The sequence below is a fragment of the Tsukamurella conjunctivitidis genome (assembly GCF_007858475.1).
Classification (GTDB): domain Bacteria; phylum Actinomycetota; class Actinomycetes; order Mycobacteriales; family Mycobacteriaceae; genus Tsukamurella; species Tsukamurella conjunctivitidis.
This window is the reverse complement of sequence record NZ_VIGX01000023.1, coordinates 19,605-31,763: the sequence shown is the minus strand read 5'-3', so window position 1 is coordinate 31,763 and position 12,159 is coordinate 19,605. Positions and strand designations below refer to the sequence as shown.

The window sequence follows — 12,159 nt, the reverse complement described above, 5'->3', positions numbered from 1 at the left end:
GATGGACACATCCGAGTCGGCCGGGTATCGGACTCGGGGCGTCACCACCCCACACCGTTGCGCGCCAGTCCCGGAATCCCACCGGGTTCCCCGGACCGAATCGGACTCCGACGTTAGCAGGCGGCACGGCGGCCGACGGCGGCGTCAGGCCCGGCGTTCCCGGACCGCGGCGATCGCGCTGAGGGCGACCGCCCATGCGGCGAGCATCGCCAGCGCGACCCACGGCGACCACGTCACCGTCTGCGCGGGGACGCCGATCGTCGCGAACTGGGCGCTGGTCGCGGGCAGCCACGCCGCCAGCGCACGACCGAAGGGCAGCGCGGGCACCGCGATCGCCTCCACCAGGAACCACCAGCCGAGCACGACGCCGACCGCCGCCGTGGTGGACGGGACGAGATGCCCGACCGCGAGCCCCAGCATCCCCAGGAGGGCACCGGCGACCGGGACGCTGATGAGGAGGTGCAGTGTCTGGGAACCGGGGGCCGGGAGGCCGGTGACGAGTGCGATCGCGACGGCCAGAACCGCGCTCAACAGCCCGGTCGCGGCGCCCGATACGCCGACCACCAGCGACTTCGCGCCGTAGCCGAGCAACGGCCGGGGCAGCAGGATCCGCGTCAGCGCCAGGGTGCCGTGCTCGCGGTCGAGGCCGATCAGCACGGCCCCGGCCACCGCGAGGAGCGCGCCGCCGACGAGCCCAGCACCGTACGCCGCGGTGGTCACCGACGCGTCGCGGAAGACCGCCGCGAAGACGCCCACCACCACGGCGACCGCGACGGAGATGCCGAGCGCGCCGCCGAGTGCCGCCCGGAATCCGCGGGAGGTCAACGCCTTCCGGGTCTCCGCGGCGACGGACCGTCGAACGACCCCGGGCGGCCGCGCGGGGGCCTCTGCGCGCACAGGAGCGTCGCCGCCATCGTCGTCCGTGAGCCGGAAGTAGAGCTCCTCGAGCCCGGAACGGCCCGGCGGCGCGGGCTCGACGAGTTCGGCGAGCGGTGCGTCCGCGACCACCCGCCCCTGGTGCAGCGCGACGATCCGATCGGCGGTCTGCTCGAGCTCGCTCAGCAGGTGCGACGACAGGAGGACCGTCCGTCCGCCGTCGGCGAGGGCGCGCAGCGTACGGCGGATCCACGCGATGGCCTCGGGATCGAGGCCGTTGACGGGCTCGTCGAGGACGATGACCGGCGGGTCACCGAGGACGGCACCCGCGATCGCGAGGCGCTGCCGCATGCCCAACGAGAATCCGCCGACGGGCCTGTCGGCCACGTCCTGCAGGCCGACCAGTGCCAGCGCCGCCTCGACGCGGTCGTCCGGCAGGCCGATCGCCGCCGCCATCCACCGCAGGTGCTCGTGTGCGGTCCGCGTCGGCGACGCCCATCCGGCGTCGAGCAGGACACCGATCGCGGTGCCGGGGTTCGGAAGATCCCCGTAGTGCCGGCCGTCGATCGTCACCGTCCCGGCAGAGGGCGTCTCCAGCCCCGCGATGAGCCGAAGAGTGGTCGACTTTCCCGCGCCGTTCGGTCCGATCAGTCCCGTGACCTCGCCCGACGGTGCGGTGAAGGACACGTCGTCGACGGCCACCGCCCCGCCGTAGCGGACCGTGACCCCGGAGAGTTCGATCACCGCGGCTTCGCGGCGACGATCGTGCCGGGCTTCGGTGTGGCTTTCGCGGAAGGCTTCACGGGCGTTGCGGTTTTCGCGGGCGCGCCGCCCTTGCCGCTCGCGGCGAGCTCGCCGAGCGCGGCCAATCCGCCGGTGGCGATGGGCGACCACTTGCCGGTCTGCAGGCCGATGAGCACCTGGTCCTCCCACGCCACGAGGCACGCGGCGGCGGGGGTGGCGGCGAGCTCCTGGAGGGCGGGCGCGAGGTCGTCGCCGGCCCTGGTCAGGGCCTCGATGACCTTGGGCCGGTACTGCGCGTAGAGGGGCTTGATCGCGTCGTAGACGGCCTGTTCGGCGGCGTTGAGCGCGCCGACGGGGCCCGCGAGCGCGGGCTGGGACTGCTCGATCACGGGCTTGATCGCGGCCAGAAAGGGGCCGAGCAGGCTGAGAATCGGGTCGTAGGCCTGGCCGGCGGCGAAGGCCTCGTCGGTGAAGGCTCCTGCCGCGGGCGCCAGCAGGATGAGCGAGGCCAGTCCGCCCTTCTCCCGCGGCTTCGGCCAGCCGAGCGGGCACTGGATGTCGGCCGGGTTCACGCCCGGCGTGACGGTGGATACCGCCCCGGTCGGCTGCGCCGGCGACGCCACCGGCCCGGTCGGCTTCGCAGCAGCGGACGGAGGCGCGGTCGAACTGCCCGGCGCCGGTGCCGGCTTCGGAGTCGGGGCCGCCGTCGCGGTGCCCGCGACGGGGACCGCGACCACAAGGGCGGCGGCGGCGACGGTGCGAGCGAGCGCGCGCGGAATGCGAGTCATGAGGCCTTCTTCGGTGCGGAGGAATCGGGGGACGCGGGCACACCGGCGGCGGTGGGCGGGAGGCCGGGCTCGAAGACGCCCTCGAGGTGCCAGACGCCGGTGAAGTCGTTGAACGGCCCGCCCTGGATGTGGCTGGTCCAGTCGAGCGTGAAGCGCCGGGTGGCGGGGTCGAAGGTGCCCGTCGCGGTGGGGCCGGTGGACTTCGCGGCGGCGGGCTGCGCGAGCCAACGTTGGGAGACGACGTCCCACGCCTTCGCCACCTGCTCCTGGCCGGCCGCGGCGGCGGCGGTGCGGGGCAACGGTTTCGGCGCGCCCTGGTTGAACTCCTGGTTGTTCCACGACGCGGCCCAGGCGGAGACGTCCGCGGTCAGCCGCGTGCCGGTGCGTGTCACGGAGGGCGTCGGGAGGGGCGCGCGGGTCTGCGGGTCGACGGCATTGGTGGAGATCCCGAACAGCACGTCGAAGAACTTCGTCGGCGTGATCACCGAGCCGGAGAGCGAGTCGCCGTTGCGGAAGCCCGGTCTCGCCTCGGACTGGTAGGCGCCGGTACGCAGGCCGCCCGCGGTGCCGGGAGCCAGAGCGGTGACCCGGCCCTCGTCGATCGCCGAGTTGGCGTTGTTGACGAAGGGCCCGTCGGCCGTGCCGCCGACGATCGCCATCTTGAAGTAGGTGCCGGTCGGCTTCCCGTCGGCGAATCCGCCCGGCGTGAACCGGAAGAGCCCGACGAGTTGCTCGGGCGTCTCCGGCTGCGACGGAGCGGGCGAACCACAGGCTGCGGCCGCCGCCGCGATCACCGCGACGAGCGCCGTTGCGATGGTGCGTCGTGGAGTCGGGAGCGCGGTCATGGGAGGGCCTTTCGTCGGGTCCCGGCGGCGATCACGCCCGCCACGGCGACGCCGAGGGTGAGTTCCGCCCACGGCAGGACGGCGAAGGTTCCGCCGGGTGTCGGGACGGCGGCGTTGGTGGATGCCAGGCGCCGGTAGTCGGGGAGGTTGTCGTTGATGGCGCCGGTGAGCGACGCGAGGTCGGAGGACACCGTCTGCCAGGAGGCGGTGAAGGCGCGGATCTCCGGCGTGCGGCGGACCGCCGTGCCGCGATCGATCTCCCCGACGGCGCCGACCAGGGAGAGGAAGTCGTGCTGGAGGCGTACCACCTGCTGCTCGGTCATGATCGGCGCGAACCGGTCGATCACGCGTCCCGCCGATCCGGCGCCGCCCACCAGTCCGGAGGCGAAGGGATGCACCAGCAGGACGACGGCGCAGACCGCCGCGGCCGCGGTCGCCCACCGACGCGGGGACGCCGACCGTGAGCGCACCAGCACCGCGCCCGCGACCGCCAGCACGATCCCGAGGAGCAGAAGCAGTTGGGGGAGCGTGCCGAGCCCGCGGATCCCGGCGAGGGCGTCGACGTCGGGCTTCGCCGCGCGCGCCGATGCGAGCAGTTCGCGGGCGTTGCTCTCGACGGCACCCGATCCGCTCGCGTAGTCGGCGGTGCGCGGAGCCCGGGCGAGGTGTCCCGCAGCGGATTCCGCGCGGGTGGCGGCCCCGAACCGGGCGATCGCGTCGACGTCACCGTCGAGTCGGGCGAGCGATTCGGGCGTCAGGTGCGGGGCGAAGGCGTCGAGCATCTTCGTCGCGCCGGCGGTGGTAGTGGGCAGGCCGCCCGCCACCGCGCCGAGTGCTAGGGCGAGACCGGCGATGAGCAGGAGCCACGCGGGACCGCGTCGCGCGGGCTCCGTCGCACCGGTGCGCGGCGGCGCGACGGCGCGGAGCCCCGGGACACCGCCGAGAAGCGTTCCCGCCGGGCTCGCCGGAACCGCTACTTGCTGTACGTACCGGTGAGATGCCACAAGCCGGTGAAGTTGTTGAACGGCCCGCCGACGATCTGGCTGGTCCACGTGATGCTGTAGCTGGAGCCGTTGATCGAGCCCGTGATGCGGCTGGTCTTGCCGGGGAGGCCGCCGCCCGGCTTCGGCGCGCCCTGGTTGAAGACCTGCCCGTTCCACGCGACGCCGAACGCGGAGAGGTCGCCGGACAGCGAGGAGCCGTTGCGCGTGATCGTCGGGACCGACGTCTTCGAGCCGGTCTGCGGGTCGGTGGCCTTGGTCGACGTGACGAAGTCGGAGCCGAAGAAGGTGCGCGCCGAGGTGACCTGCCCCTGGTACGAGCCCGAGGTCAGCGACCCGGACAGGGGAGTGATGGTCTTGTCCGCGTTGGTCGAGTTGCCGTTCGCGAGGAAAGGGCCGGAGGTGGTGCCGCTGGGCAGGATCATCCGGAAGTAGGAACCCGAGTCGATCGAGAACGTGCCCGTGAGGGTGTCGGCGTTCGCAGCGGGAGCGGCGACGACGCCGGCCGCGGCTGCTGCGGCCGTGGCGACCGCGGCGACGAGTGTCCGGCGGGGAAGAGTGGTGCGCATGGGGCGATCTCGCTTTCGGTCGAGGTGAAGGAGCCCGATGGAAGCTGAACGCTAGTTGCGGTCGTACGGCCCGCGAAGAGTTCCGATCACCGCGATCCGGGATCCGTGATCTCGGCCGCACGGGCGGTTCCGTGCCGCGAGGTCTTGCCGGAACGCGGTCGCCGGCGTAGATTTCAACACATGATGAATACCGAGTGCGTCGTGGTGGGCGGGGGTCCCGCGGGCATGGTCCTCGGTCTGCTCCTCGCGCGCCGCGGGGTACGAGTCACGGTGCTGGAGAAGCACTCCGACTTCCTCCGCGACTTCCGCGGCGACACCGTGCACGCCTCGACCCTGGCGCTCCTCGACGAGCTCGGACTGGGGGAGCGGTTCGCCGCGATGCCGCACCGCGACGTCGAGCGGATGGCGGTCCGGCTCGATGCGGGTGAGGCGCAGATCGCCGACTTCCGCCGGTTGCCCGGAGCGCACAAGCACATCGCCTTCGCTCCGCAGTGGGACCTACTCGACCTCCTCGCCGCCGCGGCCGTCGAGGAGCCCACGTTCACTCTCGTGCGGAACGCCGAGGTGACCGGCCTCCTTCGGGAGCGCGGTGCCGTGGCCGGGGTGCGCTACCGCGACCGGGAGACCGGTGAGGCGCACACCCTCGGCGCGGCGCTGACCGTCGCCTGTGACGGACGTTCGTCCGCCGTGCGCGCCGCTGCGGGGCTCGCGCCGCGCCGCTTCGGAGTCCCCATGGACGTGGTGTGGTTCCGGCTGCCCCGCGAGCGCACCGACCCCGACGGCGTCTTCGGGCGCCTGAGCGCCGGGCGGTTCGCGATCACCATCGACCGCGGTGACTACTGGCAGTGCGCCTACGTCATCCCCAAGGGGCGCGACGCGGCGCTCCGGTCCGCCGGGATCGAGGGCTTCCGCCGCGACGTGGCCGCGCTGCTGCCGTGGACGGCCGACCGGCTCGATTCGCTCGCCTCGCTCGACGACGTCAAGCTGCTCGACGTCGAGCTCAACCGGCTGCGTCGCTGGTACGCCGGCGGCCTGCTCCTCCTCGGCGACGCCGCGCACGCCATGTCGCCCGTCGGCGGCGTCGGGATCAACCTGGCCGTCGCCGACGCGGTGGCCGCCGCCCGCATCGTCGGCCCCGCCCTGCGGTCCGATGGGGCCGTTCCGCCCCGGCTGCTCCGGAGAGTCCAGCGGCGACGGTGGCTGCCGACCGCCCTGATCCAGGGAGTGCAGCGTGGGATCCACCGCGCGATCCTCGCGCGGGCCCTCACCGCGACCCCGGCCCGCGCACCCGCCGCACCGCGCCTTCCGCAGGCGCTCCGCGTGCTGCGACGATTCCCCGCGCTGCAGGGCGTGACCGCCCGGATGGTTGCGATCGGGCCCCTGCCCGAGCATGCGCCGCCGTGGGCCCGCCGCCCCGCCGCGCGCAGCGCCGCCGGTGGCTGAGCGGCCGTTGACTACAGTCGAGGCGTGAGCACTTCCACCATCGCGATCCTCATCGCCGTCGTCGCCGTCCTCGTGATCCTGGTGGCTCTGGCCACCGGCTTCTACCTGAACAAGCGCCGCCGGGTGTCGCTGAAGGACGAGACTCCGGAGCCGAAGAGCCTCGACAAGTCGGGCGGTTACAAGGCCGGCGGCGGCTTCATCTTCAGCGAGGGAACACGCGAGGCCGAGCCCGTGCCGCTGGTGCCGAAGGCGCCCTCCGCCCCGACGTCGGTGCCCGCGCCCGATGCCGCACCGTCGCTCGAGGACCTTCGGGAGACGCCCGAGCAGGCGGCCGCCGAGGCCGCGCAGGCGCAGGCCGACGCGCGCCTCGCCGAGGCCGAGGACGTCGATCCCGGGATCGCGAACGTCGCCCCGGAGGCTCCCACCGAGATCGAACACATCGAGGACGCGGCCGCGTCCGCCGCCCCTGAGGCGCCGCCCGCGCCCGATGCTTCCGCGGTGCCCGAGACGGCGGCCACGCCGGAGGCCCCCACCGAGACGCCTGCGCGGGTCGAGCCCGCCGCTCCGGAGGCGCCTGCCCCGGCGGAAGCTCCCGCCCCGGCGGAGGCTCCCGCGGAGGCGGCGGCACCGTCGGCGCCCGAGCTGGACGACATCGCGCCGACGGCGGGCCGCCTGGACCGGCTCAAGGGCCGGCTCGCGCGCTCGCAGTCGACGGTGGGCGCGTCGCTGCTCGGCCTGCTGGGCGCGGGCGACCTGGACGAGGAGTCCTGGGAGGAGATCGAGGACACCCTGCTCCTGGCGGACCTCGGCACTCCCACGACCATGGCCGTGGTCGAGAAGCTGCGCGACCGGATCGCGACGCAGGGCGTCTCCAGCGCCGCCGAGGCGCGTGCGCTCCTGCGTCAGGTGCTGATCGAGGAGCTGCACCCCGAGTACGACCGGAGCATCAAGGCCCTGCCGCACGCGGGAGCACCGTCGGTGCTGCTGGTCGTCGGGGTCAACGGCACCGGCAAGACCACCACCACCGGCAAGCTGGCGCGCGTTCTGGTCGCCGACGGCCGTCGGGTGCTCCTGGGCGCCGCGGACACCTTCCGTGCCGCCGCGGCCGATCAGCTGCAGACCTGGGGTGAGCGGGTCGGGGCCGAGGTGGTGCGCGGCAAGGAGGGCGCCGACCCCGCCGCCGTCGCCTTCGACGCCGTCGCCAAGGGCACCGAGGAGGGCGTCGACGTGGTCCTCATCGACACCGCCGGCCGCCTGCACACCAAGACGGGCCTCATGGACGAGTTGGACAAGGTCAAGCGCGTCGTCGAGAAGAAGGCCAAGGTCGACGAGGTGCTGCTGGTCCTCGATGCCACCATCGGCCAGAACGGCCTCGCGCAGGCGAAGGTCTTCGCCGAGGTCGTGGAGATCACCGGCGTCGTACTCACCAAGCTGGACGGCACCGCCAAGGGCGGCATCGTGTACGCCGTGCAGCACGAGCTGGGGGTGCCGGTGAAGCTCGTCGGCCTCGGCGAGGGCGCCGACGATCTGGCGCCGTTCGAGCCGGCCGCGTTCGTCGACGCCCTGCTGGGCTAGATCCTTCTCACGCCTGTGCACCGCGGATCCGCGTGATCCGCGGTGCACAGGCGTCCTGGCGATCGATCAGGCGATGGCCTGCTCGACGAAGGAGAGCTGGCTCAGCACGTAGGCGCGGGCCAGGTGGTGCAGTTCGATGGAGTGTCCGACGCCCGTCATCAGAGTGGTGGCGAAGGGCGCGGCGGTGAAGTGTCGCGCGACGGCGGCCATCGCCTCGTCGTCGGCGCGCCAGATGTGGTCGTGCTCGGCGAAGGTGAGACGCACCTGGACGGTGACGGCTGCGCCGACGGTGGGGAGCCGGTCGGCCCAGTCGACGACGTCGTAGAGCTCGGGCATCGGCATGGGGCGCAACAGTTCCCCATCGCGCGCGATCGCGGACGCGGGGTAGGTGCCCTCCGGGCCCAGCATGACGCCGGCGTGCGCCTCGGGCGGCAGCGCGATCGACGGGGCGTCGCCGCGCAGCCCGCCCCACATCTCGCGGATGCCGGGCTGCCACAGCTCGCCGAGGCCGCTGACCTCGATGCCGCGCGGGGTGCTCGACGACGCTGCGACGAGCAGCGCGAGCATGCCGCCGATCGAGTGGCCCACGAGCACGACCGGTAGGTCGAGGCTCGCGGCCAGGCCGTCCATCGCGGCGGTGAGGATCTTCGCCTGCTCGTCGAAGCCCAGCCGGTCTGCGGCGACATCGGCGCTGCCGCCGTAGCCCGGGCGGTCCACGGCGACCACGGTGTAGCCGAGGACGGGCGCGATGGTGAGCAGCGAATCGTCGCTGACCTGGAAGTACTCGGAGTCGTAGGTGCCGCCGTGCACGGCGAGGATCAGGGCGCGCGAGGTGCCAACGGGCCGGGCGATGCGGGCGGCGAGTGAGACGCCGTCGGCGACGAGGGTGATCGATTCCACGGGGGCGGTGGCGGTGGTCATGGTGAGGTCTCCTTGTGCGGGTGAGGCAAGAGTACGTCGATGGCGAGATTTCAACATCGATGTCAAGAAAACTCCGCGAACCCCTTGCTTGTCAACAATCATGTTGATAATTTGACTTCTATGTCAGAGACGATTGCGGTGATGCAGATGACCAGCCCCTTCCAGGAACCAGGCCTCGTTCCCTATCCGGACGATGTCGTGCTGCGGTACCGGGCCGACGGCCTGTGGCGCGGGGCGGCGCTCCCGGACGAACTCCGCGCCGCCGCCGGTGTGTTCGCCGAGCGGACCGCCCTGATCACGCCCGAGGTCCGGTGGACCTACGCGGAGCTGTTCGACCGCGCGGACCGGTTCGCTCGCGGCGTCCTCGCCGGCACCGACCTCGCGCCCGGCGAGCCGATCATGTTCCAGATGGGCAACGTCGCGGAGACGGTCGTCGCCTACCTCGGCGCGCTCATCGCCGGGCTGCGTCCCGTCTGCACCCTGCCGCAGCACGGCGTCCGCGAGATCGGCCTGCTCGCCGAGCATGTCGGCGCGCGGGCCACCGTCGTCCAGGGCGACTACGGAAAGGGGGAGACCATCGCCGTCGCTTCCGCCCTGCATGCCGACGGTGCCCTCCCTGTCGTCATCGTCGCTCGCGGCGCCGCGATCGGCGCGACCCCGACTTTCGAGGACCTCCTCGCGGCGGGCGCCACGGCACCGGCGGCGCCTGCTGTCGATCCCGAGCAGATCGCGCTGTTCCAGCTCTCCGGCGGCACCACCGGCCTGCCGAAGGTCGCGCCCCGGCTGCATGAGGAGTACGTGCACAACGCCCGCGCCTGGGCGCGTGCGCTGGGATGGGGCACCGAGACCCGGATCCTGTACCCGCTGCCGGTGATGCACAACGCCGGCATCGCGCTCGCCCTGCAGCCGGCGCTGCTCAGCGGATCCACGGTGGTCCTCGCGCCCACGCCGAAGATCCCGGAACTGCTCGATCTCATCGAGGCGGAGCGCCCGACGGTGCTGCCGCTCATGCCGCCCGCCCTCGTGGTGCGCCTGCTCGAGGAACCGCGCAGCGCCACTGCGGACCTGTCCAGCGTCGTGGATCTCATCGTGGGCGGGCAGGCCCTCCCCGAGGAGGTCTCAGAGCGGCTGCGCGACGAGCTGGGCATCCCGGTGCGGCAGATGTTCGGCATGGCGGAGGGGATGTTCCTGGTCACGCCCGACGGCGCCGGCGAGGACGTCCGGCACCACAGCGTGGGCGCCCCGGTCTCGCCCGCCGACGAGGTACGGATCGCCGAGATCGGCGGCGACGCCGAGGTTCCCGTCGGCGAGATCGGCGAGTTCTGCGCCCGCGGGCCGTACACGATCCGCGGCTACTACCGCGCCGAACAGCACAACCGGGACGCCTTCAGCGCCGACGGCTTCTACCGCACCGGCGATCTCGCTCGCGCCCACGTGATCGACGGCGTCACCGTCTACTCGATCGAGGGGCGGATCAAGGACGTCATCAACCGCGGCGTCGAGAAGATCCATGCGGAGGAGGTCGAGGAGGTGCTGCTGCGGCACCCGGACATCGTCAGCGCGGCGCTCGTCGCCATGCCCGACCCGGTACTGGGGGAGAAGGCCTGCGCGTACCTCATCGTCGAGGACGGGCGCCCCGCGCCGACGGTCACGACGATCGGCGAGTTCCTCACCGCGCAGGGCCTCGCCGGCTACAAGCGCCCCGAGCGGATCGAGGTCGTCGACCAGTTCCCCCTCTCCAACGTGGGGAAGGTCTCCAAGAAGGACCTGCGCGAGCGGGTCGCCGAAGCACTGCGCGCCGAGTCCGCGCGTTGACCGACACGAACACGAGGAAGACGATCATGAGCAACAGGACGGTAGCGATCATCGGCGGCGGGCCCGCCGGACTGGCCGCGGCGCGGCTGATCAAGCTCGGCGACCCCCAAGCGCGGGTCACGGTGTACGAGCGGTCGGACGCCAGCGGCGAGACCTTCGGATTCGGTGTGGGGCTGACGGAGTCGACCATGTCCAACATGGCCGCCGCCGACCCGGTCACCGCGGACCGGCTGCGCGAGGCCAGTCACGACGGGCACAGCCTGGTGCTGCGCACCGGCGACCGCCAGGTCGAGTTGCACGGCGCGCGGAACCTCGCGATCGGCCGCGCCGTGCTCCTCGAGGTGCTCACCAAGTCGGCACTCGAAGTGGGCGTGGACATCCGGCTCGGCGCGAAGACCGGGATCGATGACATCGCGGCCGACGTGATCATCGCCGCCGACGGCGCCCGCAGCGCCGTCCGGGAGCGCTTCGCCGCCGAGCTGGGCGCTTCCGTCAGCTACGGCAGCCTCCACTTCATGTGGTGTGGCACCGATTTCGCGGTCGACGACGCGAACTTCACGTGGCGCACCCGGGGCGACGCGACCTTCGTGGTTCACGCCTACCCGTACGCCGACGACCGCAGCACCTTCCTCATCGAGACCGACGACCACTCCTTCCGCGCGGCGGGCCTGGACCGGTTCGCCGACGAGACGCCCGTCGGCGAGTCCGACGAGCGCAGCCTCGCGCTGCTCGAGGACGTCTTCATCGAGGAGCTCGGCGGGCGCAAGCTGCTCGCCAACCGCACCCGGTGGGCGCAGTTCCCGACCGTCTCGCTGGACCGGTGGTCGACCGGCAACGTGGTGCTCATCGGCGACGCCGCGCACACCGCGCACTACACCATCGGGTCCGGCACCAAGCTGGCGCTCGAGGACGCCATCGCCCTGGCCCGCGCGCTGTCCGAGCACGCCGACACCGCGGAGGCCTTCGCCGCCTACGAGGCGGCCCGGCGCCCGTACGTGAGCCGGTTCAAGCACCTCGCCGCCCGGTCCCAGAACTGGTGGTCCAGCTTCCGTGAGCGCACCGTGGAGGCGCCCGAGCGGATCGCGCTGTCGTACATGACCCGCGCCGGCAACCTGGGTCTCGGGCACTACGCCGCCGAATACCCGCAGGTCGCCGCCGCCGCGCTGCGCGACCTGGGGGAGGCGCCCGTGGCGGCGCCCGGCACCGTCGACGACTGGGTATTGAGCCGTCCGCTCGCCACCGAGGCGCTGTCCGCGCCCGGGAGGGAACTGCCGGCCGGCGGGCTCGACGGTGCCGACGCCGTCCGCGCCGAGTGGTCGGGCGGAGAGGTGTGGGGTCCCGCGCACGACGACCTCGTCGCCGAGCTGCGCGGCGCCGACGCGCCGCTCGTGGTGCTGGGCGGACCGTCGGGCCCGACCGACGTGGGCGCCCGGATCGACCTGGCCGAGCGGGTGCGATGGGCCGGCAAGGTTGTCGTCGTCGAGGTACCGGCGGCGCTGCGGTCCGAGGGGGCCGCGGCGGTGGGCGCGGGCCGGGCGGACGCCGTCGTCACCACGGCGTGAGCCGGAGGCGTGCGTACACT

Annotated in this window: 10 protein-coding genes and 1 riboswitch; of the genes, 4 read left to right on the top strand and 6 right to left on the bottom strand. The window is 72.9% G+C overall.

Annotated elements, in window-relative coordinates; genetic code table 11:
- Position 1: 1 nt before the first annotated feature.
- A riboswitch (cobalamin riboswitch) is annotated at positions 2 to 115 on the bottom strand.
- A gap of 29 nt (positions 116 to 144) precedes the next feature.
- Genes FK530_RS26790 through FK530_RS22085 form a run of 5 tightly spaced genes read right to left on the bottom strand, consistent with a single transcriptional unit; the run spans position 145 to position 4,823 of the window.
- Positions 145 to 1,620 (bottom strand): ATP-binding cassette domain-containing protein, encoded by a 1,476-nt coding sequence (locus tag FK530_RS26790; RefSeq protein WP_231706751.1) that lies wholly within the window; start codon positions 1,618 to 1,620, stop codon positions 145 to 147.
- Entirely contained in the window at positions 1,617 to 2,408 is a 792-nt protein-coding gene (locus FK530_RS22100) for a hypothetical protein (protein WP_146489128.1), read from the bottom strand. The genes FK530_RS26790 and FK530_RS22100 overlap by 4 nt, the downstream gene beginning before the upstream one ends.
- Complete coding sequence (locus FK530_RS22095) at positions 2,405 to 3,253, bottom strand: hypothetical protein (protein ID WP_146489127.1); 849 nt, start codon at positions 3,251 to 3,253, stop codon at positions 2,405 to 2,407. Before FK530_RS22095 ends, FK530_RS22100 begins: the two co-directional genes overlap by 4 nt.
- Positions 3,250 to 4,257, bottom strand: a complete 1,008-nt coding sequence (locus FK530_RS22090) for a hypothetical protein (protein ID WP_146489126.1) — start codon at positions 4,255 to 4,257, stop codon at positions 3,250 to 3,252. The genes FK530_RS22095 and FK530_RS22090 overlap by 4 nt, the downstream gene beginning before the upstream one ends.
- On the bottom strand, positions 4,227 to 4,823 hold the full coding sequence (locus FK530_RS22085; RefSeq protein WP_146489125.1) for a hypothetical protein: 597 nt from the start codon (positions 4,821 to 4,823) through the stop codon (positions 4,227 to 4,229). Before FK530_RS22085 ends, FK530_RS22090 begins: the two co-directional genes overlap by 31 nt.
- Before the next feature lie 180 nt (positions 4,824 to 5,003).
- Between FK530_RS22085 and FK530_RS22080 the strand changes: the two genes are divergently transcribed.
- Positions 5,004 to 6,266, top strand: a complete 1,263-nt coding sequence (locus FK530_RS22080) for an FAD-dependent oxidoreductase (protein WP_146489124.1) — start codon at positions 5,004 to 5,006, stop codon at positions 6,264 to 6,266.
- Between the two features lie 24 nt (positions 6,267 to 6,290).
- Positions 6,291 to 7,841: a signal recognition particle-docking protein FtsY gene (ftsY, locus tag FK530_RS22075; protein ID WP_146489123.1), complete on the top strand. Its 1,551-nt coding sequence runs from the start codon at positions 6,291 to 6,293 to the stop codon at positions 7,839 to 7,841.
- A 66-nt stretch (positions 7,842 to 7,907) separates the two neighbouring features.
- Here ftsY and FK530_RS22070 read toward each other — a convergent pair whose 3' ends face one another.
- Positions 7,908 to 8,762 carry an alpha/beta hydrolase family protein gene (locus FK530_RS22070; protein ID WP_158645172.1) on the bottom strand — a complete coding sequence of 285 codons (855 nt, stop codon included), beginning with the start codon at positions 8,760 to 8,762 and terminating at the stop codon, positions 7,908 to 7,910.
- Positions 8,763 to 8,882: 120 nt separating this feature from the next.
- Between FK530_RS22070 and FK530_RS22065 the strand changes: the two genes are divergently transcribed.
- The gene (locus FK530_RS22065; protein ID WP_231706750.1) at positions 8,883 to 10,577 is read left to right on the top strand and encodes an AMP-binding protein; all 1,695 of its coding nucleotides are present in this window, start codon (positions 8,883 to 8,885) and stop codon (positions 10,575 to 10,577) included.
- Positions 10,578 to 10,603: 26 nt separating this feature from the next.
- Positions 10,604 to 12,139, top strand: a complete 1,536-nt coding sequence (locus FK530_RS22060; protein ID WP_146489121.1) for an FAD-dependent monooxygenase — start codon at positions 10,604 to 10,606, stop codon at positions 12,137 to 12,139.
- Positions 12,140 to 12,159: the final 20 nt, after the last annotated feature.